Source organism: Pedobacter sp. AC190, from assembly GCF_979258025.1.
Genome location: NZ_OZ409824.1, coordinates 367,482 through 392,536 on the forward strand (window position 1 = coordinate 367,482; position 25,055 = coordinate 392,536).

Below are 25,055 nucleotides of genomic sequence, written 5' to 3' on the forward strand. Positions count from 1 at the left end.
ACTAACCAATATCTATGTTAAAAAAAATAACTGCACTTGCTTTTTTATGCTTGCCGCTAAGCTATGTACAAGCCCAAACAAAATCTTACACTCAAAATATAGAAGGAACTTCTTTAAAATTCGAAATGTCAGCCATTCCTTCAGGAACTTTCGATATGGGAAGTAATACTGGCGCTAACGACGAAAAACCAGTGCATAAGGTTAAGGTTGATGCCTTTTACATGGGCAAATACGAAGTTACCTGGAACTTGTTTGAACCTTTTCTTTATCGCGATTACGAACTTAAAGCCAGTAACGGAAAAATACCAGCAAATGTAGACGCCGTAACCAGGCCAACAAAACCATATCTCGATATGACCTTTGGAATGGGTAAAGACAATCAGCCCGCCATTGCAATGACCCAATACAACGCCATACAATTTTGTAAGTGGCTTTATGCTCGTACAGGTGTTTTTTATCGCTTGCCTACCGAAGCCGAATGGGAATATGCCTGTAGAGCTGGTAGTAAATCTAAATATTCCTTTGGTGATGATGAAAGCAAGTTAAAAGAATATGCCTGGTATAAGGAAAATAGCGAAAATAAAACACATCAGGTAGGCCAGAAAAAACCAAATGCATGGGGTTTATATGATATGCATGGTAATGTCGCCGAATGGACTTACGACCAGTACTTAGAAGATTTTTACACCAGGCAAAAAGATAAAATTGCTCAAAACCCTGTCGCAGTTCCCGATAAACTCTACCCAAATAGTGTAAGAGGCGGTTCTTACGATGAAACTAGCGATAAACTTACTGCTTCAGTTCGTTTAGCTTCAAATCCATCGTGGAAACAGTTAGACCCTCAAATTCCAAAAAGCAATTGGTGGTTTCCTGAAGCGCCTTTTGTTGGATTAAGATTGGTTCGTCCTGCTACGCCTCCATCGAAAGAAGAAATTGAAGCTTACTATAACAAAAAGCCCATATCAGATTATTAACCTAAACCAAATAAAACCATATATGAAAAAGTCTATCCTCACCCTGCAGCAACGCAGGGAATTTTTAAAAACCTCGGCACTTCTTGCTGGCGGGGCAATGTTAAGCACTATTCCATTGGTAGGCGCCTATGCATCGGGCTCTGATACCATAAAAATTGCTTTAATTGGTTGCGGCGACCGTGGTACAGGTGCGGCATTTCAGGCTTTAAGCACAAAATACAACATAAAATTAGTTGCAATGGCTGATGCTTTTCAAGATAGAATCGATAAAAGCTATGAAGCACTTTCAAGTAAATTTTCTGCCAAAATGGATGTACCTAAAGAACGTCAGTTCGTTGGCTTCGATGCTTATAAACAAGCAATTCCGCTTGCAGATGTAGTTTTATTGGTTACGCCTCCAGGTTTCAGACCTATACATTTCGAAGAAGCTGTTAAACAGAATAAACAGATTTTTATGGAGAAACCTGTTGCTGTCGATGCGCCTGGAATTAGAAAAGTATTGGCTGCTGCAGAAGAAGCTAAAAAGAAAAAATTAAACGTAGTTGTAGGTTTGCAACGAAGATATCAAACTAACTATCGCGAAGCGATGAAACGCATTAACGATGGTGCCATCGGCGATATTATGTCGGGTCAGGTATATTGGAACAGCGGTGGCGTTTGGGTAAATCCTCGTAAAACTGGTCAAACAGAAATGGAATATCAAATGCGAAACTGGTATTATTTTAACTGGTTATGTGGCGATCATATCGTAGAGCAACACGTTCACAACATAGATATTGCCAACTGGATCAAAAATGCACATCCAGTTTCTGTTCAGGGTACAGGCAGCAGAGCCTGGAGAACGGGGAAAGATTATGGCGAGATTTACGATAATCATTCTATCGAACTCACTTATGCTGATGGTGCAGTAATCCACAGCCAATGCCGTCACTTCGAGGGCATAAGTAACCGTGTTGACGAATCCTTTATGGGTACAAAAGGCAAAATTTATTTATCTGGCAGCAACCAGGCCGTTATGAAAGATTACAGCGGCAAAGAACTATACAATCACAATACAAAAGGAAATGCAAATCCTTATCAAACCGAACATGATGAACTTTTTGAAGCCATTTCTAAAGGTGAATATAAGTTTAACAATGTAGAATACGCTGCAACCAGTACCTTTACTTCTATTATTGGCCGCTATGCAACCTATTCTGGTGAAACCATAAAATGGGATGAAGCTTTAGCAGCAGATAATAGCTTATTCCCCGAAAAACTTGCCTGGGATGCAATGCCTAAATTATTGCCCGATGCAAACGGCTTATATCCATACGCAATGCCTGGAAAAACTAAAGTGATATAATGCGCTTACTCCTATTTTTTATTTGTCTGCTCACTTTAACATCGTTTTCCATTTCGAAAGAAATCAGGAAATATGAGTTAGCAGGACAAGCACAGGGCACGGATTACACCATAACATACTTTGCAACCGATAGTTTGGTTAGCAAAACAGACATCGATAATCTATTAAATAAAATAGATTTATCGATGTCTCTTTACAAGAAAAATTCATTAATTAACCAGTTTAACAATGCGAATAAATCAATCAAAACCGATAAGTTTATTCGTGATGTTTTAAAACGAAGTTTTGAAATAAATACCGATACAAAAGGATTATTCGATATTACAGTTGCACCGCTGGTTCAGGCATGGGGTTTCGGGCCAAAAGAAACCCGACAAGAGCCAGATAGCACAACAATTAAAAGCATATTGCAATGTGTTGGCATGCAAAACCTTTTTTTTAAAGGCGATATGCTTCTTAAATCAAAATCTTGCATAAATATCGATTTAAACGGCATCGCACAAGGTTACAGTGTAGATTTAATTGCCGAATATTTAGAGCAAAAGGGCTTAAAACAATATGTTGCCCAACTCGGTGGCGAAATCAGAGTATCTGGACCAAAGCCAAATGGCGAATCGATAAAAATTGGTATCGAGGGACCAGGAGACCACGGTACACCAACCATCAGACACATCGCAGCAATAAACAGTGGTGCAATAACAACGTCAGGTAATTATCGTAAATTTCACCAAAGTGGACTAAAAACCATATCACATTTAATCAATCCGAAAACAGGTTATCCATTAAACAACGAAATGATCAGTGTTACTGTTTATGCTAATGATGCCATTACTGCCGATGGATATGATAATAGTTTAATGTCGATGCATATTAACGAAGCCATTAATTTTGTTGAAAAACGAAAAAACCTGGAAGCATATTTTGTTTATAAGAATCAACAAGGGAAAATTGTTGATACCTTGACCTCAGGTTTCAAAAAATTAATTATTCCCGAAAATCAGTTTAAAAACCAAACAGATGAAAAGAAGTGAATTCATTAAAAGTACTTTGCTAACTGCAGGTGCAATAACTACATCAGGTGGCTTATCAAGCGCACTGGCTTCAGAAAACAACAATCTCTTAGCAGGTGATAAAACTTTCAACATGGATTATGCCCCTCATCAGGGCATGTTCGAAAACCATGGCGGTAAAAGCTTTTTAGATCAGATTCAGTTTATGTATGATAAGGGCTTTCGCTCAATCGAAGATAACGGCTACTTAAACAGGCCAGTAGATGAACAAGAAAAAATTGGAAGTTTACTTACGAAACTCGGAATGAGAATGGGCGTTTTTGTTGTAGATGGTGGCGATAATTGGAAAACTTCACTTACAACAGGTAAAAAGGAATTTAAAGATAAATTTATCGAAACCTGCAAAAAATCAGTTGAAGCTGCAAAACGCTGTAACGCAAAATGGCTGACAGTTGTACCTGGCTTTTACGAACGTAAATTACCTTATGGAAACCAGTTTGCCAACGTTATTGATGCCATGCGTGCAGGAGCTGAAATTTTAGAACCACACGGACTAATTATGGTATTAGAAACCTTAAGTGATACACCTGAGCTTTTCTTACAGAAAACAAACGAAACTTATGCTGTCTGTAAAGCCGTTCAAAGTCCATCGTGTAAAATCCTTTACGATATTTACCACATGCAACGTACTGAAGGCGATTTAATTAAAACGATGGAACGTTGCTGGGATGAAATTGCATATATCCAAATTGGTGATAACCCAGGCAGAAAAGAACCAGGAACAGGCGAAATAAACTATAAAAATCTTTTTAAATGGTTACACACCAAAGGTTACAAAGGCGTAATGGGTATGGAACATGGAAATTCGCAAAGCGGAAAAGATGGCGAACTTGCCGTAATTAAAGCATATCGAGAAGCGGATAACTTTTTAACTTAGAGGGAGGTGTCAAATTTTAAAATCTGTTATGCTGAGCTTGTGGAAAGCATATTTTGGCACTTCGACAAGCTCAGCATAATAAAATGAATTTGTAAATTATGCTCGAACAGCCTCATTTTCCGATCTAACTATAGAAAAAAATCAACTACTCCCCTTTCAACACCCAAACCGAAACACTCCCAGCATTACAATGAAACTCAGCCCAGCCATTCTCATCAATAACAAGTTCCCCTTCTCTATTACCTAATGCATCAATAAAGGTTTTGCCAGCAAATTTCTTACCTATTTCCATTTCCTTATATCCTTCTTCACCAGTACTCATTAAAACCGCTAAACCACTATTTTCATGCTCATCATCCCCTTCGCGTGTCCACCCCACACAATTACCATGATCAAAGTGCTCACGTTGTAAACCATAAGCAAGACTGGCTCTAATTTTACTCATTGTTATAACATCAGGAATTATTGCCAAATCGATGTGTACATCTTCTCCAGCTTCATTCTTATCATCATAAATTCCACCATAAATATCGGGGAAGAATAAACAAGGAATTCCCTGCTCACGCAAAAGAATCATCGCGTAAGCAAGTGGTCTAAACCAAAACTCAACATACGATTCTAAAGCCTGCAAAGGTTGAGAATCATGATTATCGACAAAAGTTACAGCCAGTTCAGGATTTATCTGTACCAGCGTTTTATCGAAAATGGTTCTCATATCAAACTCACTATCATCCTGGCTTGCCAGATAAAAATTATGGTGCAACAAAGAATCAAAAATCTGTGTTCTTCCATCGGTAATTTGAATATATTCAAGCTGCCCCTCAATATCTACCACATTCCAATCCTCGGCCACCACAAAAAATTTGCGGTTATATTTAGTATTTAAATGATCAAGCCACTCAATAATAAAATCTGGATTAATATGTTTAACGGCATCCAACCGAAAACCATCAACTTTTGTGGTTTCAACTACCCACTCTCCCCAGTATTTCAACTCATCAATTACAGCCTTATTTCTATAATCAATATCGTTAAACATCAAATAATCATAATTGCCAAGTTCGGTAGATGGTACCTTCTCAAAACCTTCACCCAAATAATTTTGAATAGAATAAATAGCAGTTTGCTTTAAATCTTCAGCCCAATCTACCCCACTAAAACACATGTGATCCCAAATAAATTCAGAATATTTCCCCTGTCTTCCAGGAAAAGTAAACTTCGTCCAGGCTTCAATTTCGAATACATCACTGGTAAATTCTTCCCTATTATCTGGATTTACAGTTCTAACCTTAATCTTTTCCAATTTATCACCACCAGCCTTGTGGTTAAAAACAATATCAGCAAGCGCACTAATTCCATTATCGTGCAAGGCATCAATAGCATTAATGTACTCATCTTTATGGCCATACTTGGTGTTAACTGCACCTTTTTGGTCAAATTCGCCTAAATCAAACAAATCGTAAACGGCATAACCAACATCGTAAGCAGCATTGTTCGATTTATAAGCTGGCGGTAACCAAGCCATTGTAACCCCAATTTCCTTTAAATGAGCAGCCTCTGCTGCTACTTTAGTCCACAAATTTTGTTCTTCGTTATAATACCAATGGAAAAATTGGATGATGGTTTGATTCTGCATTAATTTATTTTTTATGCTAAGATAACATGATACCCATGCAATTGTTTTTTCAAAATGTAAGCCTTGAGTAAATAGATTTTAAAAAATATTAGCAAATTTAAGCCACATAATATTCGGTAACATCAGCCCCGCTTTCGCTTATAGTCCTCGCTTCGCTGTGGGCTATTCCGCTCAATCGGGTTTATTTAGCATAAGCCTGTGCTTTAAGCCTTTCTAAATCTTAATTTAATACCATTATAACCCACATTTTATTTACTTTTGCGCTCTATTATGAGTTTGAAAAAGAAATTTGCCAGAGAGAGTTTTACGATAATGAACGAATTGGTATTGCCAAATGATACCAACACATTAAATAATTTGATGGGAGGTCGTTTACTCCACTGGATGGATATTGCAGCAGCAATTTCAGCTCAAAAACACTGTAACCGCATTGTTGTTACCGCATCAGTTGATAATGTTTCATTTAAACACCCTATAAAACTTGGCGACGTAATCACAATCGAAGCTAAAGTAACTCGTGCTTTTAATACCTCGGTAGAAGTACGTTTAGATGTTTGGGCCGAAAATATTCCAAGTGGTGCCCGCCAAAAAAGTAACGAAGCTTATTACACTTTCGTAGCCGTCGATCAAAGCGCACGCACCATTCCTGTACCTGAATTAGTTCCCGAAACAGAAGAAGAAACCGAGCTTTTTGATGGTGCACTGCGCCGCAGGCAGTTACGTTTAGTTTTAGGTGGCAAAATGAGTCCAGATGATGCAAGCGAGCTTAAAGCCTTGTTCTTTAAACCGTAACTTTTACATAAAACTTCTTGTTGCTTAATATGTTTGTTTTATTTTAGCGGCTTACCATACGCTGTAAATATGACAACATATACCATACTTATTATTTTAAGCGGATTAGTAATATTCTCCTATCTGTTTGATTTAGTGGCCAGTAAAACTAAAATACCATCGGTATTACTTTTACTGCTGCTTGGGATAGGCCTTCGTTTTTTGGTTGATTACCTGAAAATTCAAACCTTCAACTTTTTATCCATATTACCGACACTGGGTACGGTTGGTTTAATTTTAATAGTTTTCGAAGGCTCTTTAGAACTTAAATACGAACGCGAGAAGAACAAAGTTATCAAGACGGCATTTCTGTCAGCGTTAACCATTTTGCTCGGAACCATAACGATAATTACCCTAATTATATATCAGATTACGCACAAGGATTTATATACCTGCATAGCAAATGCCATACCTTTTAGCGTAATCAGTTCTGCAATTGCCATTCCATCGGCCGCAGCTTTAGGCAAACAGGATAGAGAATTTGTAATTTACGAATCCTCCTTTTCTGATATTCTGGCTATTATTATTTTCAATTTTGCCATTGCCAATCATTCTATTACCACATCAGCATTCATTGGTTTGGGTTTAAGCACTTTTCTTATTATTCTGCTTTCGGCTATTGCCTGTGTGGTTTTGCTTTATATTATGGGGCGGTTAGTACATCACATTAAGTTCTTCCTAATTATTTCGATATTGATTTTAGTTTACGCAATCGGTCAGTCTTACCACCTATCCTCTTTAGTTTTAATTTTAAGCACAGGTTTATTTCTAAACAATGCAGATACAATTCAAAATGCCTGGTTTAGAGGCGTATTTATCTACAAGAACTTAACAGCCGATTTGTCTCAGCTTTACCAATTATCAGCAGAAAGTGCTTTTATTTTAAGAACCTTTTTCTTTGTTATTTTTGGCTTTACCATGAATTTAAACGAGCTGAACGACAAACCTGTTCTAGCCAATGGCTTTTTTATATTAGTTACCATCTACGCCATGCGTTTTGTTTTCCTTAGATTCTTTAAAAATGGTACAATTACCCCTATTCTGTACATTGCACCGCGTGGGTTAATTAGTATATTACTTTACTTTAATCTACCTGCATCGCTTAAAATACCCGAAGTTGGTCCATCATTCCTATTCCTGGTCGTATTAGGAACCAGTATTATAATGACTTTAGGAATAACCCTCACCAAAAGTAAAAAAGAGGAAATACCATTAATTTAAATGATTTGAAATTTTCAAATAAGTAGAAATGAGAGCAATTAGCTCCCCATTTCTAAAATCTTATCAAACTCTTCGGCTTTTAAAGGCATAACCGATAAACGGCCCTGGCGAACCAATGAAATATCTTTAAGGCTTTCTTCTGCTTTTATTTGCTCTAAAGAAACAGGGTTTTTAAGCGATTCTACTGGTGCTAAATCTACAACTACCCAGTTTTTATCATCTGTAGTAGGGTCTTGATAAGATTCTTTAACAACCTTAGCCACACCAACCACATTCTTACCTTCGTTACTGTGGTAAAAAAGAACTAAATCTCCTTCACGCATATCACGGAGATTATTGCGGGCCTGATAATTACGAACACCATCCCAAAATGTACGACCGTCTTCGTTAAATTTCTCCCAGCTATATTTAAAAGGTTCTGATTTGACTAACCAATAATTCATTATTTAAATTGTTTAAAGGACTTTAAAAGTTTTTTTTACTCGATCGTTGACAAAACCGTTGACAAAAACGCTAACAATCCCGTGCACATCTCCCCAAGGCGTAGGATTTAAACCTTAGAAATTTATAGGAATATGAAAGCAAGTAATGCCAAACCACAGTACGAAAATCATTTCATAAAGAAATGAAACGGAACCGAGTTCAATCTTTCGATCCCGGCAAAAATAACACATTCCAACATACCTTTTATATATTTTTATTAGCCGAATCCAGACAATTATGCCACCATAGAAAGGGCAAGGAAAGGCGGCATCGGCGGGGTAAAAGATACACGGTTCTCTATTAAGAAAAAGGCGGTCGTTATCAAGTGAAAAGGAGTAATTTTCATCGAGATTAAATGGTTTATCCTTTATTCTAAAACAACCTTAAGCTTATCGGTGCTAAGCCTTGCCTTAAGCCATTTTGCCATCTTGTTTTTATTCGAATCCGACATCGTCGCATTAAAAGTTGCTGTAAACTGAAGAGCGGTATCTCTTTTAAGGGTATCAGTATTAATGATAACTGTATTGGCTAAGCTATAACTCTTTATAGCTGGAAATAAACTCCTGAGTTCCTCACGTATGTCGGGAATGCTGGTCTCATTATTGTTAGAAGACACAACCTTTTTAGCGAGCGAATCGCGGTTGAATACATCCTCCATAATACTGGCTTTGATCTGTGAAAAGTCGACATTTGCCCTCGCATCCAGTCCCTGGCGAATAATGAGTTCTGTACCTTTAAGTTTATAGGTGGATAATTTAGAACGGATGCTGTCAACAGTTGATTTTGGCAGTTCCGAACCAATTAAAAGTAAATCAATTTCCTTTGAATTCCTGGAATACTTAAAACTTTTATTTACTACCTGGGTATTCCTGAAATTAAACTCCTCCCGAATAAATCGCTGTGCGCTGTTTTCAAAGATACTTTTTTGTACTATTCCATAAGCGAGATAAATGCTCGGCAGAACGGTTACCAAAACGGTGATAAGAATATATCTCGATACCTTTTTCTCCGTATTTCTGTCCTCAAAATACTTTTTATTGAATTTAAGAAAACGGACGATCAGGTAGGTGGAAATGCAAATGAACAAGCTGTTAATGAAAAAGAGATAAATTGCCCCAGCGAAGAAAAGCAGGTTGCCCGAGGCAAGCCCAAATCCAGCGGTACAAAGCGGCGGCATCAGAGCGGTTGCGATGGCTACCCCAGGGATGACATTGCTTTTTTCTTTTCTTGTCACCGCTATTGCTCCAGCCAGGCCACCAACAAAGGCGATGAATACATCCCATATAGAAGGCGTTGTCCTGGCCAGCAGTTCACTCTGCGCATCGTGCAATGGCGTGATGTAAAAGTAAAGTGTTGAGGTAGCGATACTGATAAGTGTCGCAATCAGCAGGTTTCTTCCGCCCTGTCTTACCAGTGCAAGGTCGTTGGTTCCAATACCCAACCCAATCCCGATGATTGGCCCCATGAGCGGGGAGATGAGCATTGCCCCTATAATTACGGCAGTCGAGTTCACGTTCAGACCTATCGATGCGATAAATATCGCAAAAATAAGCGTCCATAAGCTTGGACCGACAAAAACCGTATTGGCCTTTATTGCCGTGACTACCTCTTCTTCATTGGCCTTATCGAGGTGCAGGTTGAACCTGCGCTGAAAAAATAATCTGATATAAGCGCCCAGTCCTGATTCGTGTTCTTTCATAAAACTATTTTTTTAATCCAATTTGATTCTTTGCAGTTCCTCTTAATAACAAGGTTCCCAATATGCCAGCCAGCACAGAGGCAATCAGTACCCCATACTTAGCCTGTTCAACATATTGCGGATTTGAAAAGGCAAGGCCGCTAATAAAAAGCGACATGGTAAAGCCTATTCCGGCAAGCAGCGCAACCCCAATCATGTGTTTAAAACGACTGACAGGGGCTATTATTTTTTCTATTGGGCTTTTCGGTAAAGGATTCATTACATGAACTTTTTATAATATTACAAATTGCTAAAATACCGATTTAGTCCGATTATAGTATCTTAAAGGATTTAACTTATCAATTGTTAGTTTCATTCAATCGTTCTAAATCTTTGCTGTCGATATTTCCACGTTAAATTTCTTTAAGATTAAAATTATTAAACAACTTTATTTTGACCGACTTTAGTGTTTTAAACCTCAAATTTAAAAGTCGAAGACTTAAAAAAACTTCAGCGGGCCTTTCAGACTAAACGGAATCACTGGGTCGCGAATCGACTGTTGCCAATGATACAAAGATTGAATACGGCATTTTTGTTAGCGACTTAGGGACATTATACTAAACTGTCTCAAACACCCCTTCAAAATGTCCTTTTATAACCGCGTAAATGTTATACATCCAGCTTAGATTTGATTAACAACCAGAACAAAAATATGAAAACCAACATACTCACCACTACCCTATTTCTGATCACATGCATAATGGGCGCAAAAGCCCAGATCACCTCCGCCGAGATAGTAAAGGAATGGCAAAGATCGAAAGCCTATACCAAAGAATATTTAGAGGCTATGCCAGAAGCCGGCTACAGCCTAAAACCAACTCCTGAGATGCGTACCTTCGCCCAGCAGATGCTACATCTAGCTGACGCAAACTATGGTCTTGGTGCATTGGCCATTGGAAACAAAGCCCCGTCTGCCCCAGGGGAACTTGAAAAGTCCTCAGACCATTCCAAGGCAAATGTCATCAAGATCGTTATGGCCAGTTATGACTTTGTAATCAGTGGAGCCAGAAAGATGACAACTGCCCAATTGAATGAAAAGATAAAACTTTTTGACAAGTTCGAGATGAACAGGCAGACTGCGCTTGAAAAGGTAATGGAACATCAGGCCCACCACAGGGGACAGACCACCGTGTACCTTAGGCTGGCAAAAGTAACCCCTCCACAAGAACAATTGTTCTAGCAAAATCTATGAAATTACTGCTTACTTCCGCCGGGATCAGTAACCAACCTGAATATTTACCTCCGTTCCCCAATTTGTTGCCGCCACATCGAATAGTACAATCCACGTCTAGCAAGAAGAGATTCGTGCGAACCTACCTCAGATACCTTCCCCTTTTCGAGTACATATATAGTGTCCGCATGCATAATGGTCGAAAGCCTATGCGCAATCAAAATGGTCATTTGCTCCCGTCTATCAGATATATTACGGATCGTCTTGGAAATCTCCTCTTCAGTAATGGAATCAAGTGCAGAAGTTGCCTCGTCAAATATCAAAAGCCGGGGATTTCTGAGCAGTGCCCTTGCTATGGAAATCCGCTGTTTTTCACCACCTGAAAGCTTCATCCCGTTCTCTCCCAAAACCGTATTAATGCCATTCCCTGCTTTAGCAATCAGGTTTGTGGCCGATGCTTTCTGGAGGGCCGTAATAATGTCCTCATCACTAGCGGCAGGATTTACAAATAACATATTATCTTTGATAGATCCGGCATAAAGCTGGGTTTCCTGAGTGACAAAGCCGATTTGTCGACGAAGCGGATTATAGCGTACTTTTCTGGATGAAATTCCATTAAACGAAATCTCACCTTCGTTTGGAGCATATAGCCCCACCAACAATTTAACTAACGTTGATTTTCCCGAACCAGATGGACCGACAAATGCCGCAGTTGGCCCATTACTAATAGAGAAGGATAGATCATCTATCGCATTATATGAGGCTGTTTTGTGGCGAAAAACTACTTTGCTAAATTCTAAGGTTTCCAAGCTGGCCACCTCGACAGAATTCTCTGGACGGGTTTCGACGGGCTTTTTCATTAGCGTATCGAAAGTGTTAAGTGAGGTATCTGCCTCCCTGTACAGAATGATCATATTGCCCAGATCCTGCAAGGGCGTAAAAATAGCGCTTGATATAAACTGCATGGCTATCAGCTCACCAGTACTGAGAATATTCCTGAATATCAGCCACAACAAAATAAAGAGCACCGATTGCTTAAGCAAAATCAAAAGTCCCCCCTGCAAAAAAGAGAGCGTGCTCACTTTTTTGGCTTTCAGCATTTCCAGATCAAAAATCCGTTTAGTCTGCTCATTGAGCCTTCGGATTTCCGCAAAGGTGAGGCCAAGACTTTTAACCAGTTCAATATTACGTAGGCTTTCGGTAATAATTCCTGCCTGATTATCGGCCTGTCTGTTAATTGATCTTTGAATAAACTTTATTTTCTTGGATACCAAGCCAGTAAGCGATCCCAAAACAAGCACACCGATAAAGAAAACCGGCACCAGTAGCCAATTTTTGTTGATGCTGTACCATAAAAGAAAAGCGATCCCAACAAGGGAGCTGAAGAGAATATTGATAAAAGCGTTAATAAAGCGCTCCGCATCAGTTTTTACTTTTTGAAGCACAGAAAGCGTTGCTCCACTCCTATTTTCCTCAAACTCCTGAAAGGTCAACCTTAGGGTCTGTTTCAATCCGTCGTTGAAAATGTTCATGCCAAAGCTGGCAACGGCTCTGCGGGTAAGAAATTCCTGAACAGATTTGCACATTCTGGAGAGTAAGGCAATTCCCAAGGCAATCAACAGCCAATATATAACCTGCGAAACGAGCGCTCGCTGACTCAGCCCATATTTATTAGTAGAATAATCGTCGATAATCTTTCCAAAAATAACAGGATCGAGCAAGCTTAAAAGCTGCGCAGTTGCGGCGAGGACAAGGGATAAAATAATCAACCATTTATGCGGGAGAAGATATTTAACAAGTATTTTCATGTTTTAAAAAAAACTATTTCTTAATCAACGCCTAAAACGCTTAATGGTTTGGGTCCTTTTTTAAGATAAAGCCATTACCCTCTTTAAACTTTGTCAGACCAATATCGACTCCGTCTCTAATCTTTTGATAAAAAAAAAGATCGTCGAGTGGCATCATGAGATTGCTTTCCGATCCGAATGTGGATGGCTTCACACTCACATCTTGATTCTGTATCATTAACCCATCTATATTTTCCAAAAACTAAATTTATACATTTACAGATATGATGATAAATACAATATATTTAAGGAACGACACGTTAAGCATTGTTTTTGTAGGATAGGGATTCAGTAAAATCCTAAATCTTGTATTCATAAGCTATAATCCGTTCCTTAGCTATCTTTATAATTTATACGATGCGTAAGAAAGTCGATCATATCCCTGTTAACACGCTGCCTGAAGAAAGCAGCCGAGGAATCATGTTGTTGCGGGAAACATTTAACGGATCACCCAATTCCGAACAAGTAGAACGGTCTCACCGGGATGGCGGCTATACGTTCATTATCCAGGAAAAAGGAAGAACCATCATCGAAATTGATTTCCAGACTCATTATATCCAGGCGCCTGCTATTACTTTTATTCATCCTCATCAGGTGCACAGGGTTTTGGCATTCGAAGATGCTATGATTACTACATGGATAATAACAGAAGAAAACCTCCTCCAGGAGTATTTAAGGCTGCTGGAAAGTATTTCGCCCGTGAACGTATTGCCAGTTAATCTGGAAACACTTGCTGTCCTCACGGAAACTGCAACATTATGCATGACACTGTCTGAAAAGAAAACTGAAGTACTTTACCATTCTATTTTAAAGGAAAGTATTAATACGTTGGTTGCATTGATCCTCTCACAATACCTCGCATTATCTAAATCAGCTGAGCATCATACCCGATCTGAGGATATTACAAAGGAGTTTAAAACCTTATTGGAAAATCATTATAATTCAACTAAAAATCCATCTGAATATGCCTCCCGATTAAATATATCGCCTTCATATCTGAATGAATGCGTTAAGGCAACTACCGGAAAGTCCGTTTCCTCCCACATTCATCAGCGCGTGATATTGGAAGCTAAGCGCTTGCTTTATCATTCAGGAAAATCTGTAAAAGAGATTTCTGGTGAATTAGGCTACGATGATTATTCCTATTTTACACGGCTGTTCACTAAGGTGGTTGGCATAGCACCAATTACTTTTCGCGACAAAAACCGCGAATAGTCCTACATTTCCAGGCTCTTGTCATTGTATTCAGTTGATTTCCAGCGTTTCTTTGTGATTATAAAAATACACAATGGAAAAGATACAAATAACAGAGCTATTGGTTCATAAAAATATTGCTATAATAGGTGGTGGCCCCGGTGGCCTTACACTTGCCAGGCTTTTGCAGCTTAAAGGAATACAAGTTAAAGTTTATGAACGAGACCACAGCCAGGCAGCACGCGTGCAAGGCGCAATTGTTGACTTGCATTTTGAATCTGGCTTGAAAGCAATGGAAGCGACTGGGCTGATGGAGGCTTTCAAAGCGAACTACATGCCGGATGCAGATAAATATCGCATACTCGATCCGCAGGGAAATATTTTGTTAGATGAAGGAAACCAGTCAGGCAAGTCACAATTTGGTAATCCACAATTCAGGCCTGAGATAGACAGAGGTGCACTGAGAGATCTGTTGATAGACGGGTTGCTGCCGGATACCATAGTATGGGACAGCCAATTCGTCAGCATGAAAGAAGTGGACAAAAGGTGGGAAATGCAATTTAAGAATGGAACTACCGCTGTGGCAGATATAGTTATCGGATCAGACGGTTACCGCTCCCTGATTCGCCCTTATCTTACTGACGTTAAAGCAAGATATTCGGGTGCTACAATTATCCAGGGCGAAATAGAACAACCAGAAACAGCTTGCCCGGAATTTTACCAGTTAGTTAATCAGGCGAACCTGATGGCGATGGGGAACGGAGCTACCTTAGCTGTACAACCGCGTGGCGATGGCGGCTTGACGTTTTATGCTGCCTCAATGTACCCGGAAAACTGGATAAAGGATAGTGGGATTGATTTTAATAATACAAAAAAAGTTCAAGACTACCTTATCGATCATTACAACAATTGGAACCCTGTTTTTTTCAGCTTATTTGAAGCTTGCCAACACTTTGTTCCCCGGCCGCTGAATTATTTTCCTCTGGAAAACAGGTGGGAGACCAAAGCTAACATTACGCTTATTGGTGATGCCGCACACCTGATGCCACCCAATGGTGAGGGTGTTAATCTGGCCATGCTTGATGCCTTAAACCTATCAACTTGTTTGACTAATACAGACTTTACAAACCTTAATGACGCCATTGCAGCTTATGAAATGATCATGTTTGAAAGGGCAGCGCCATTGTGTAAAGAAACCATTGAAGGTATAAGTGACTTTGCAGCGCCGACGGAAGAATCTATACAGGACTTAATTAAAATGCTTAGCTAAAATTTCAAAAGTTTGATTTTCAGAATTATCTTTGCCCAAAGTGGATAAACCGCAAGTGGATGTCTCCCATCTCGCCTGAACTAAAATTTTTATTAAATCATTAATTATCTTGCAATTATAAATTTGGCAATATGGGGTCAAATAGATTGGATTATCCAGAGTATAAAAGCAATTGGCAAAAAATTTTGAGTGACAAAACCGTTGACGAAATTGACATAAGGCAATCCCGCCGCAAAAAGTTGGCAAAGTTATGACTTGACAAACCAATGATTCATCTGAAGTAATTTAAGCCACCAATTAAGGTTTTAACTCGTCTTTGGAAAACGTTAAATAGAGTATTTAATGAGAAACTATTAATCTCAATAGATTTATGCACACTTACAGCCTCTTACCATCTTAATACCTGCTTTACCTGATAGAATACCGACACTTATTTACCATTCAGCTTTTTAATCAAATCCGTTTCATCTTTACGATATGGCGTTCCATCCTGATTAAAAATTTCATGAAACCATTCTATTGGCTCACTACCATCTGCCAATGGCGTATCCCAGGCATATTTTGTATTGGTTTTACCCGCAACAAAGCCCCAGTTTATCGCACCAACGTTTTCTTTTTTAAGTAAGGGCATAATGTTCGAGAAACGACTATTACGGGTGCGGGCCATGTATTCTGTACAAATCAGCGGCCTACCACTCGCTTTTAGCAAATCAATTGTACGCTGATGCCAATCAGGTGCTTCATAATTATGATAGGTAACAATATCTGAATTGGCAAGTTGCAATTTGTTCAGTTTTTCGAAACCCCAACTCCACAAACCGATGCTAATAGGCTGGCTTGGATTAACGGCTCTGGCCCATTCTATTGTTTTAGTTAACAATGGAATAGAACTTTCTAATTTGCCGCTATTGCCTGGTTCATTATACAAATCCCAGAGAAGTACTCTTTTATCATTTGCAAAACGTGTTAATACCGCTTTTACGTAAACTTCAAGTTCAGGAAAATTAGCTTCTTGTTTGAAAGCAGGATCACCAGGATCCTGTAACCAACCCGAGTTATGAATACCTGTTTTGGGTGCTGGCTGCTTCCCGATTTCTGATGTTTTATTCCAGCAATCATCAAAGAATACAAACATTGGCTTAATTTGATGTTTATCTGCAATAGCCAAAAACTGATCTACCCTTTTCAAAAAACCTTGAGGATCTTGTTTATAAGCCTTACTATATAAAAAGACCCGTAAAGTGTTAAAGCCAATGCCATTTGCCCAACCCAATTCCTTATCAATTAAATCAGGGCTAAAAGTATCTGCCTGCCACATTTCCAACTGGTTAATTGCGTTTGCAGGAATATAATTTGCTCCTGTTAGCCAACGATTATTTTTATACCATTCATTCGCCTTTTCTACAGACCAAACCTGACCTGGTAATTTTTTATCTTTTTGAGCAAAAACACTGCTTACCAATAGACTAAGGCAAAATGCTGTCGTTAAAAATTTCTTAATATTCATAAGATTTATTTTATGGATAGGGTAATATAGCAATATCGTAAAGTAATAATAATCGTGCTAATACCCAAAAAAAATGGCCACCTTTCGGTGGCCATTTTAGCAACATTTAGAAATTACTTGCGGCGCCAGTATCCCACCATAATCGCGATGCAATATCATCTTTACCCGAACTTAAAAAAGTTGAAGCTTCTGCTACAGCAGCACCATTTCCAGTTCTTTCTGCAGGAACATATACCAAACGTTTTATCCACTGATCCGAAGTAATAATACCCCAATCTGGACTGCTATCATTTTTAGCAACATGTGGAATTTTAGGATAACCTGTTCTTCTAAAATCTACCCAAGCCTCCAATGTATTGGTAAAAGTTGATAGGTATTTTTGAGTAATAATTTTTTCCAGCTTTAATTCATTAGAATCACCTGCATTCCAGGCAACTGTAATAGTAGAAAGTGCTGTAAAATTATTTCTGCTATCCTTCGGGTCGATGTAATTAATAGGTTTGCTTGTTGCATCAGCTAAATAAGCATCAACACCTGCAGCTCCCCAATCGGCAAAAGAAAGACGTACGCCGTTTTCATAATTTGTTTTCGCATCACCAGCGTTAGCCCAGCCTCTTAATGCTGCCTCAGCTTTTAAAAATGCAATTTCTGCAGCCACGAAACCTCTTCTGTTTTGTACTGATTTGAAATCTGAACTTACTGTAGAGTAAGAAATCCTATCGTCTTTAGAATTGATAAATGCTCCACTGCGGATACCTTTATACTTATACGTAGGATGATCAGTAACTAATGATGCATCGCTAACCTCGTTGAAGTATTTAGCCATACGTCCATCTTTTAAACCCACCATAAAAGATTCCATTGTTGCTCCCATACGTGTATCGCCCCAATCAAAACTAATCATGGCAACTGGCATAACATTACCATTTAATGGTATTAGAAAATTTTCGGCATTAGTGCTGATTAAACCAACTGGATCTGCTAAGGCTTTTTCACCCTGTGTTTTTGCAACAGCTGGACTTACTTTTACTATGCGCATAGCTAAGCGGAAACGTATTGAGTTAATTAATTTTAACCATGCAGCCATATTGCCTTTGTAGCTCGGATCAAATTTAGTAAAGCCTGTATAAGTTGGGTTAGCTTTAAAATTTGACTCAATCTGATCTAATTGTGTAAACATAGCAGTATACAAATCAGATTCTTTATCGTATTTAATTGAGCCTAAACCTGCAGTTCCATAGTTAGAATAAATTACTGGTCCGTGTATAGCGGTTAGTTTAGACATAGCTAAGATTCTAACAAATTTTGCCCAATCGGCAAATAATGGTAAGTTTTTCTCTCCTGCAAGCTCAATTACTTGTTTAGAAGGAGACATAACGCTACCATATATACGATTCCAGTATGCATCAATCCAACGCAGGTAATAGGTTGTGTTGTTTACACCACCAACATAAGGGGTTGGTGCACCCATATAACCCATCCAGTTATCATAACACAAATCTTCTTCAATTTGATGCCCCATAAGGTTAAACAACATTACTGAAAACGAAGAACCCACAAGATTAAAATCCTGCTCTAATAATTTGTCTGTTATTTGATTGGGATTAGTATTTATTTCTTCGAAATTTTTGGTGCAGGAGTTGAGTAAAATCAAAGCAAGCACTACTAAACATAATTTTTTCATTACTTTAAGATATTAAAAGTTCAACTTAAGATTAAAACCATACGAGCGTGTAGCAGGAACTGCGAACACATCATTTGCCTGATTACTGTTACTTGTACTCATGGCTTGCTCAGGATCAAATGGTGCTTTTTTGTAGAAGAAAAACAGGTTTCTACCAACTAGCGAAACCGAAGCTGATTTAATCGCCGAACCCTTGATCGGAATGTTATAGGCTAATGAAACCTGCGCTAATCGAACATTCGTTCTAGAAAATACGTAAGGTTCCATGATTCCGTTTCGATCACCGATTACGCTATAGTAAACTTCTGGGTCGATTGAGGTTACAGGCGTAGTTCCTTGAATTGCATTGATTGGCATAGTTGTACCTGCATCACGAATGTCACCAGTTCTTTTACTTACCCCATACGAATCTAAGAAGGCTTCTGTTTTAGAGAATGCAACACCACCAAACTTAGCCGTTACTAAAGCACTTAAGCTTAAATCTTTGTAAGTAAATGTGTTGTTCCAGCCAGTAATAAAATTCGGGTTTAAATTTCCTACATATTCTTGATTTGCAGTTCTGGTTGGCTTACCATCAGCATCTAATATAATTTGTCCTGCTGCATTACGGGCAAGTTTAAAGATATATAAATCGTTAAATGAACCACCAGATTTAATAATTGAGTTAAACCCTTCATCGTTACTACCTACCTGGTACTCTGGATTTTCGGCTATAAGCTGAACAATTTTGTTTTTGTTTTGTGATAAGTTTATGGTAGAGTTCCATTTGAAATTATCATTTTTAATAGGATCGCCACCTAATGTTAATTCAAAACCCTGGTTAGTTACTTTACCCGCATTTACGTAGTAAAAAGTATAACCAGAACCAGAAGGAGCAGTTAAAGATAAAAATTGATTCGTGCTTGAGTTTTTATAATAAGTAAAATCAAGGTTTAATCTGTCATTTAAGAAACGGGTTTCTAAACCAATCTCGTTACTAATTATCTTTTCAGGTACTAAGGTTGCAAAAGGAGTTTGTGTATTTCTGTTAATACCACCGATACCATCAGGTCCGCCAGCGCCACCTATTACATTACCTGGACTTACAATATTATATGGCACTTCATTACCTACTTTTGATGTTGATGCTCTTAATTTTAAGAAACTAATTTCTTTTGGAAGGCTAATCATTTGGCTTATAATTGCCGATAAACCAGCTGAATAATAGAAATAAGAATCGTTTCCAGTAGTTGCCAATGTAGATGCATAGTCATTACGACCTGCTAAATCCAAATAAAGCATATCTTTAAAACCCAACGAAGCATTTGCAAATAAACCTTGTTTTTGCACTCTGCTATAAGTTTGATTAACTACCAGATTATAAGGTAAGTTTGCAAAACTAAAGAAGTTAGGATATTGAAGTGGTACAGTACCGTTTCCAAAAGCCATTCCATCATTAAAGGTGTAATCTTGAATACTTGCTCCAATAACACTGTTTAAACTAAATTTACCAAAATTATTATCGTAGTTTACAATAGCATCTCCATATAAAGCTTTGTCGTTATACTTGGTGTAATTCCAGGTTCCGTTAGAGCTTACACTTACTGAATTACCGCCTGCAGCATAACGATAATCTAATAATCGATCGTTATAATCTATATTTCCGCGAACATCAAACCTAAAATGTGGTAAAAATGCATACGATGCTTTTGCTGTTGCAATTACCCTGTTACTGGTTGTAAGTTTTGGGTCGTTGTTTAATTCCCAATATGGGTTGTTTTGTTTTTCTTCAGTAGAATACCAGTTTTGTCTGAACAGGTTTCTGGTTGCATCAAAAATCTGATAGTTTGTTTTGTAGCTATCAAAATCTCTTTCGCGGGCAAACAGATATAAACCTGTTAATGGGTTGTTATAATAACCTGCTCCTGGACGGTTTTTTGATTTCTCATAAGAGAACCTAACGTTTCCACTAAGAATCAACTTATCATCAAATAATTTTGTTTCCTGACTTAAAGTTACGTTATGCTTGTTATAAGTACTTGTAGGTACAACGCCTGAAGCGTAATTATTTCCGTATGAAAAATAATTGGTTGTTTTTTCATTTCCTCCTGATACAGATACCGTATTGATTGTGTTTACGCCTGTTTGAAAAAAATCATCGATATAATTGGTTTGATAATTTCCTTTTGATTTAGACCAGCTTCTGTCGTTTCCTCCTACGGCTCCATAACTAAACTGGAATTCTGGTAAGGTAGCTACAGTACTAAAGTTTGTGGTAGAATTTAAGGCGATAGCAATTTTTCCCGCCTGACCTTTCTTAGTATTAATTAAAATAACGCCGTTTGCACCTTGACTACCATACAAAATAGCACCATTGGCACCTCTTAAAATCGTTACAGATTCAAAATCATCCTGATTTAGTGCTGATAAACCATCACCTGCATCTGTTCCTCCGTACGATCCAGGTTGCCCACCCTTGTTGTTCACCACAGGCACACCATCAATTACGAAAAGTGCTTCACTACTTCCAGCAATAGATTTAGAACCCCTTAATACTGTTTTTGTTGAACCACCAACACCTGAATTACTAATCCCAACATCAACACCTGCAGCCTTACCACTTAAGGCTTCCATAAAATTGGGCGCTCCAGCTTTGGTTAACTCTACCGCACTAAGTTGTTGTGCCGCAAAGGTTAATGCTTTTTTCTCGCGTTTTACACCTAAAGCCGTTACAACAACTTCCGATAAATTGGCGCTGCCTGATGGTATCAACTTGATGGTAACATTACTCAAATTGCTGATATTTACTTCCTGAGCTTCCATGCCGATAAATGAAATAACCAATACGGTCGCATTATCTGGAACATTTAAGGAAAACCTACCATCATTGTCTGTTACTGTTTTTACATTTGTACCCTTTGCTACAACCGTTGCACCAGGAAGCGGATTTCCAGTATCATCGGTTACAACCCCAGTAATGGGTTTAAAGAATGCTTTATTTAATTTGTTAAGCTTGTTCGCATCCTCAAAAGGAGCAACGGCGGCATTCAGCTCTGTGCCAATAATCCCTGCTTTTGCAGAATTTTGTAAGCTCAAAATAGCGATACCTGTTACAACAAGTTTGAGTATACTTCTTGAAGCGGTAGATTTATCCCGCTCTAGGCCACTAAAAGTGGAGTAAAATTTCCTCATTTTCATACATTTAGTTTAGTTTGTTATTTTAGTTTTAATCTCTTTAATCAGATTCATTGGCAGAAGTAGGTGAGCTCGTAAAACGTTTTACGTAATTTTAGCCATATAGTATATAAAGCTCTACATACAACCTCCACTAATTTAGACTAGATCAAATATTTTATATTGTTTGGTAGTTATCCAAACTGCTTAGTACAGTTATTTAATGAAATTTTAATAGTTAAAAAAGCTTAAAGGCAAAACCACCGCCTCCTTCGATGAAATTTAACATACAGCAAAATAATTTAACATGTTCCACTTTAATACCTAATAAGCTAGTTGTTCCCATTGCAGGTTAATGAAACTTGGCAAATCACGCATCCTGACAACATGGTTACAAAAAAGTTCTTCAAACATTAATATTATTCCTTATGCGAATAACAAAAGTTTATATTGGTTATTCAAACTTAAATGAAATAATATATCTTTATTTGTAGAAAAAGGAATTTTTTTGGTAAAAATCCGACTTCTGATTTTATATAAATCCCTAGATTAATTCAGATGCTAAATCGTTTATCACAACAGCGCTACTCGTTGCTAAATGTCGATGTCGTAGAACTTACATCCAATTGGAGTTATCGTGGAATAATCAGCCCATATACCAGAATTTATTATATAGGCGCTGGGCTTGGACAGTTATCTGATGCAACAGGTAATATCAAATTAGAAAAAGGCTATATATACTTAGTACCCAGCTATACCATGTGCGATATGTTATGCAAGGATAAACTGACGCAATATTATGTACAGTTTTTTGATGATTTAGAAACAGGCAGTTCTTTATTTCAAAACATAAAATCTATAGCGAAGGTTTCTGCCAGCGATCTTGATTTTCAACTTTTCCAAAGGCTTATTGAAATTAACCCAGAGCGAGGCATTACAAAATCTTACGACCCAAAAACCTATGAAAACGAACTTTTTTACAATGATTGCCAACAAAAGAATCTAAGACAAAATTCTTCGACGTTTTATGAAACTCTTGGTATCATTCAACAATTAAGTTCCCGATTTTTAAATTTTGAAACCCATCATACCAGGCCCCAGAGTGTCCAGTCATCAAACATGGTCGATACGGTAACTTATATTCTTAAACACTTAGATTCAGATCTATCTGTATCCAGCCTCGCAGCACGGGTAGATCAAAATGTAGATTATTTTTCACGTCAGTTTAAAAAGCATACAGGTATCCGCCCGTTAAACTTTTTGGTGCAAAAACGTATTGAAAGAGCTCAGTATATGATGGCAACAACGGCTTTAAATTACACCGAAATTGCCCTTCATCTTAGATTCGATAACCTCTCCTACTTTTCAAAGACCTTTAAAAAAATAACGGGATTATCCCCAGGTACCTACAAAAAACAAATATATTTAGCCGAATTTTCAGTCCGAGTTTAGCTTAACAAATAATATAATTGCATTGTACATATAACACCAGTTTAGGTAAATATTATAACCTGAAAAACTTTATAATATATATCTTAGGGCAATAAATCCTCAATAATAAAAAATGCATAAACATTTAAAAAACCTAATAATATTTTCCGCATTATGCTTTAACACTAGCTTTGCAATCGCTCAAATTCAAACATTCGATCATTTAAAAGTAGACAGTTTAACATTTGTAGAAACCAAAACCATAATCAATAAAATTCCGAATGATAAGTTCGAAAAAAGAATTTATAAGCATAATAATACAGAATTGCCATACAGACTTTTATTCCCTAAAAATTACGACATAAAAAAGAAATATCCTGTAGTTATAACCTTTCATAATTCTACACGTATCGGAAACGATAATGAAAAACAACTGGAGCCTTTATCTAAAATTTGGTTAAGACCAGAAATTTACGAAAACTACAATTGCTTCGTTATTGCCCCTCAGTTTAACGAACGTTCTTCAAATTATTTGGCAAATGAAAATGGTTTGTTGCTTTCAAAGCCTGGTGATAAGATTAACTTAGTTTTAGATTTACTGAACGAGATGGAGGCAAAATACACCAATATCGACCAATCAAAAATTTACTTAGTCGGTTACTCAATGGGCGCTTCAACAGCTCAAAACCTATTAAGCTTAGCGCCACAGAAGTTTGCCGCAGTAGTTTCTATAGCTGCTGTTCCCGATTTTTCTAATCTTAAAGCCATGAAGCGTAAAAGCATCCTCCTTATTCACGGACAAAAAGATGTTGAAAACCCATATAAAGGAAGTGCCGAATTATTTGAACAATTAAAACAGAGTAAAAAAATAACTTTTAAAACATTTACAGAGCTGAATCACGACACGATAAATATCCCGTTATTATTAAGCGCTGAAATTCCTGAATGGCTATTTAAACAACATAAATAAAAGACAGTATCGCTAATAAATAATCGCCATGAAAATATTTGCAGAAACTGAAAGATTCATTTTAAGAGAAATACTACCAACAGATGCAGAGGGATTTTTCGAGCTCAACGCTGATCCCGAAGTACAAAAATACCTGGGTAATAAACCAATAACAAGCACCACACAAGCCATTGAAGATATAAATTTTATCAGAGCACAATACCTTAGTAATGGCATCGGGCGCTGGGCCATCATAGATAAGAAAACAAATAAATTTATTGGCTGGACGGGCTTAAAACTAATAACAGAAGAAACCAATCACCATAAAAATTATTACGATCTGGGTTATAGACTAATTAAAAGATATTGGGGACAGGGAATCGCTACTGAAACGGCAATAGCTTCGCTCGAATATGCTTTTGATAAACTCCAGGCCAATGAAGTTTATGCTATTGTAGATTGTGAAAACGATGGTTCAAATAAAATTCTAAATAAAATAGGCTTTAGCTTTATTGAAACTTTCAATTTCGATGGTATAAAACATAATTGGTACAAAATAGAAAGAAAGACCAGAGATTGAATATTCATTCTATAATACTCTTGGCTCGTAACAAGCTTTATACGGTATTTAAAAACTATGTTAACATTCCGATAACATAGTTTTTAATTTAAAG

20 protein-coding genes are annotated in these 25,055 nt (G+C 37.7%); 12 read left to right on the top strand and 8 right to left on the bottom strand.

Going from position 1 to position 25,055, the window contains the following annotated elements:
* Positions 1–14 precede the first annotated feature (14 nt).
* From ACZZZI_RS01715 to ACZZZI_RS01730, 4 genes are read left to right on the top strand one after another with little or no spacing between them, the layout of a single operon-like run.
* Positions 15–974, top strand: a complete 960-nt coding sequence (locus ACZZZI_RS01715; RefSeq protein WP_463488438.1) for a formylglycine-generating enzyme family protein — start codon at positions 15–17, stop codon at positions 972–974.
* A gap of 22 nt (positions 975–996) precedes the next feature.
* Entirely contained in the window at positions 997–2,319 is a 1,323-nt protein-coding gene (locus tag ACZZZI_RS01720; protein ID WP_463488439.1) for a Gfo/Idh/MocA family protein, read from the top strand.
* Entirely contained in the window at positions 2,319–3,350 is a 1,032-nt protein-coding gene (locus tag ACZZZI_RS01725; protein ID WP_463488440.1) for an FAD:protein FMN transferase, read from the top strand. The genes ACZZZI_RS01720 and ACZZZI_RS01725 overlap by 1 nt, the downstream gene beginning before the upstream one ends.
* Complete coding sequence (locus ACZZZI_RS01730; RefSeq protein WP_316761198.1) at positions 3,337–4,266, top strand: hydroxypyruvate isomerase family protein; 930 nt, start codon at positions 3,337–3,339, stop codon at positions 4,264–4,266. The genes ACZZZI_RS01725 and ACZZZI_RS01730 overlap by 14 nt, the downstream gene beginning before the upstream one ends.
* A 145-nt stretch (positions 4,267–4,411) precedes the next feature.
* Here the strand turns inward: ACZZZI_RS01730 and ACZZZI_RS01735 are convergent, their stop codons facing one another.
* Entirely contained in the window at positions 4,412–5,902 is a 1,491-nt protein-coding gene (locus tag ACZZZI_RS01735; RefSeq protein WP_463488441.1) for an alpha-amylase, read from the bottom strand.
* Positions 5,903–6,172: 270 nt separating this feature from the next.
* Here ACZZZI_RS01735 and ACZZZI_RS01740 point away from each other — a divergent pair, with 270 nt between their 5' ends.
* Together ACZZZI_RS01740 and ACZZZI_RS01745 are read left to right on the top strand one after the other, a co-directional pair.
* Entirely contained in the window at positions 6,173–6,694 is a 522-nt protein-coding gene (locus tag ACZZZI_RS01740; RefSeq protein WP_316761193.1) for an acyl-CoA thioesterase, read from the top strand.
* Positions 6,695–6,763: 69 nt separating this feature from the next.
* Positions 6,764–7,954 (top strand): cation:proton antiporter, encoded by a 1,191-nt coding sequence (locus ACZZZI_RS01745; RefSeq protein ID WP_424060028.1) that lies wholly within the window; start codon positions 6,764–6,766, stop codon positions 7,952–7,954.
* A gap of 38 nt (positions 7,955–7,992) precedes the next feature.
* Here the strand turns inward: ACZZZI_RS01745 and ACZZZI_RS01750 are convergent, their stop codons facing one another.
* From ACZZZI_RS01750 to ACZZZI_RS01760, 3 genes are all read right to left on the bottom strand, one after another.
* The gene (locus tag ACZZZI_RS01750) at positions 7,993–8,397 is read right to left on the bottom strand and encodes an EVE domain-containing protein (protein WP_316761187.1); all 405 of its coding nucleotides are present in this window, start codon (positions 8,395–8,397) and stop codon (positions 7,993–7,995) included.
* Between the two features lie 407 nt (positions 8,398–8,804).
* Positions 8,805–10,136, bottom strand: a complete 1,332-nt coding sequence (locus ACZZZI_RS01755) for a DUF389 domain-containing protein (RefSeq protein WP_463488442.1) — start codon at positions 10,134–10,136, stop codon at positions 8,805–8,807.
* Between the two features lie 4 nt (positions 10,137–10,140).
* On the bottom strand, positions 10,141–10,395 hold the full coding sequence (locus ACZZZI_RS01760; RefSeq protein ID WP_463488443.1) for a Na+/H+ antiporter NhaA: 255 nt from the start codon (positions 10,393–10,395) through the stop codon (positions 10,141–10,143).
* 432 nt (positions 10,396–10,827) lie between these two features.
* Between ACZZZI_RS01760 and ACZZZI_RS01765 the strand changes: the two genes are divergently transcribed.
* Positions 10,828–11,355 carry a DinB family protein gene (locus ACZZZI_RS01765; RefSeq protein ID WP_463488444.1) on the top strand — a complete coding sequence of 176 codons (528 nt, stop codon included), beginning with the start codon at positions 10,828–10,830 and terminating at the stop codon, positions 11,353–11,355.
* Between the two features lie 56 nt (positions 11,356–11,411).
* Here ACZZZI_RS01765 and ACZZZI_RS01770 read toward each other — a convergent pair whose 3' ends face one another.
* A complete protein-coding gene (locus ACZZZI_RS01770) occupies positions 11,412–13,154 on the bottom strand; it encodes an ABC transporter ATP-binding protein (RefSeq protein WP_463488445.1) in 1,743 nt (580 codons plus the stop codon).
* 396 nt (positions 13,155–13,550) lie between these two features.
* Here ACZZZI_RS01770 and ACZZZI_RS01775 point away from each other — a divergent pair, with 396 nt between their 5' ends.
* Both ACZZZI_RS01775 and ACZZZI_RS01780 read left to right on the top strand, forming a co-directional pair.
* Entirely contained in the window at positions 13,551–14,408 is an 858-nt protein-coding gene (locus tag ACZZZI_RS01775; protein WP_463488446.1) for an AraC family transcriptional regulator, read from the top strand.
* 73 nt (positions 14,409–14,481) lie between these two features.
* Positions 14,482–15,657, top strand: a complete 1,176-nt coding sequence (locus tag ACZZZI_RS01780) for an FAD-dependent oxidoreductase (RefSeq protein ID WP_463488447.1) — start codon at positions 14,482–14,484, stop codon at positions 15,655–15,657.
* Positions 15,658–16,087: 430 nt separating this feature from the next.
* Here ACZZZI_RS01780 and ACZZZI_RS01785 read toward each other — a convergent pair whose 3' ends face one another.
* From ACZZZI_RS01785 to ACZZZI_RS01795, 3 genes are all read right to left on the bottom strand, one after another.
* A complete protein-coding gene (locus ACZZZI_RS01785) occupies positions 16,088–17,164 on the bottom strand; it encodes a cellulase family glycosylhydrolase (protein ID WP_463488448.1) in 1,077 nt (358 codons plus the stop codon).
* Between the two features lie 106 nt (positions 17,165–17,270).
* Positions 17,271–18,848 carry a SusD/RagB family nutrient-binding outer membrane lipoprotein gene (locus tag ACZZZI_RS01790; RefSeq protein ID WP_424059031.1) on the bottom strand — a complete coding sequence of 526 codons (1,578 nt, stop codon included), beginning with the start codon at positions 18,846–18,848 and terminating at the stop codon, positions 17,271–17,273.
* Positions 18,849–18,860: 12 nt separating this feature from the next.
* Positions 18,861–22,019, bottom strand: coding sequence for a SusC/RagA family TonB-linked outer membrane protein (locus ACZZZI_RS01795; RefSeq protein WP_463488449.1), 3,159 nt, complete (start codon positions 22,017–22,019; stop codon positions 18,861–18,863).
* 540 nt (positions 22,020–22,559) lie between these two features.
* Between ACZZZI_RS01795 and ACZZZI_RS01800 the strand changes: the two genes are divergently transcribed.
* From ACZZZI_RS01800 to ACZZZI_RS01810, 3 genes are all read left to right on the top strand, one after another.
* Positions 22,560–23,453, top strand: coding sequence for a helix-turn-helix domain-containing protein (locus ACZZZI_RS01800; protein ID WP_344767650.1), 894 nt, complete (start codon positions 22,560–22,562; stop codon positions 23,451–23,453).
* 112 nt (positions 23,454–23,565) lie between these two features.
* Entirely contained in the window at positions 23,566–24,402 is an 837-nt protein-coding gene (locus tag ACZZZI_RS01805; RefSeq protein WP_463488450.1) for a carboxylesterase family protein, read from the top strand.
* A 28-nt stretch (positions 24,403–24,430) separates the two neighbouring features.
* Positions 24,431–24,961, top strand: a complete 531-nt coding sequence (locus ACZZZI_RS01810) for a GNAT family N-acetyltransferase (protein WP_463488451.1) — start codon at positions 24,431–24,433, stop codon at positions 24,959–24,961.
* Positions 24,962–25,055 lie beyond the last annotated feature (94 nt).

Excerpts from the sequence above, each read along its gene's own strand:
- ACZZZI_RS01720 (WP_463488439.1), top strand. The coding sequence starts at position 997 with ATGAAAAAGTCTATCCTCACCCTGCAGCAACGCAGGGAATTTTTAAAA.
- ACZZZI_RS01780 (WP_463488447.1), top strand. The coding sequence starts at position 14,482 with ATGGAAAAGATACAAATAACAGAGCTATTGGTTCATAAAAATATTGCT.
- ACZZZI_RS01805 (WP_463488450.1), top strand. The coding sequence starts at position 23,566 with ATGCATAAACATTTAAAAAACCTAATAATATTTTCCGCATTATGCTTT.
- ACZZZI_RS01785 (WP_463488448.1), bottom strand. The coding sequence starts at position 17,164 with ATGAATATTAAGAAATTTTTAACGACAGCATTTTGCCTTAGTCTATTG.
- ACZZZI_RS01765 (WP_463488444.1), top strand. The coding sequence starts at position 10,828 with ATGAAAACCAACATACTCACCACTACCCTATTTCTGATCACATGCATA.
- ACZZZI_RS01775 (WP_463488446.1), top strand. The coding sequence starts at position 13,551 with ATGCGTAAGAAAGTCGATCATATCCCTGTTAACACGCTGCCTGAAGAA.
- ACZZZI_RS01715 (WP_463488438.1), top strand. The coding sequence starts at position 15 with ATGTTAAAAAAAATAACTGCACTTGCTTTTTTATGCTTGCCGCTAAGC.
- ACZZZI_RS01790 (WP_424059031.1), bottom strand. The coding sequence starts at position 18,848 with ATGAAAAAATTATGTTTAGTAGTGCTTGCTTTGATTTTACTCAACTCC.
- ACZZZI_RS01750 (WP_316761187.1), bottom strand. The coding sequence starts at position 8,397 with ATGAATTATTGGTTAGTCAAATCAGAACCTTTTAAATATAGCTGGGAG.
- ACZZZI_RS01740 (WP_316761193.1), top strand. The coding sequence starts at position 6,173 with ATGAGTTTGAAAAAGAAATTTGCCAGAGAGAGTTTTACGATAATGAAC.
- ACZZZI_RS01730 (WP_316761198.1), top strand. The coding sequence starts at position 3,337 with ATGAAAAGAAGTGAATTCATTAAAAGTACTTTGCTAACTGCAGGTGCA.
- ACZZZI_RS01795 (WP_463488449.1), bottom strand. The coding sequence starts at position 22,019 with ATGAGGAAATTTTACTCCACTTTTAGTGGCCTAGAGCGGGATAAATCT.
- ACZZZI_RS01810 (WP_463488451.1), top strand. The coding sequence starts at position 24,431 with ATGAAAATATTTGCAGAAACTGAAAGATTCATTTTAAGAGAAATACTA.
- ACZZZI_RS01760 (WP_463488443.1), bottom strand. The coding sequence starts at position 10,395 with ATGAATCCTTTACCGAAAAGCCCAATAGAAAAAATAATAGCCCCTGTC.
- ACZZZI_RS01745 (WP_424060028.1), top strand. The coding sequence starts at position 6,764 with ATGACAACATATACCATACTTATTATTTTAAGCGGATTAGTAATATTC.
- ACZZZI_RS01735 (WP_463488441.1), bottom strand. The coding sequence starts at position 5,902 with ATGCAGAATCAAACCATCATCCAATTTTTCCATTGGTATTATAACGAA.
- ACZZZI_RS01755 (WP_463488442.1), bottom strand. The coding sequence starts at position 10,136 with ATGAAAGAACACGAATCAGGACTGGGCGCTTATATCAGATTATTTTTT.
- ACZZZI_RS01800 (WP_344767650.1), top strand. The coding sequence starts at position 22,560 with ATGCTAAATCGTTTATCACAACAGCGCTACTCGTTGCTAAATGTCGAT.
- ACZZZI_RS01770 (WP_463488445.1), bottom strand. The coding sequence starts at position 13,154 with ATGAAAATACTTGTTAAATATCTTCTCCCGCATAAATGGTTGATTATT.
- ACZZZI_RS01725 (WP_463488440.1), top strand. The coding sequence starts at position 2,319 with ATGCGCTTACTCCTATTTTTTATTTGTCTGCTCACTTTAACATCGTTT.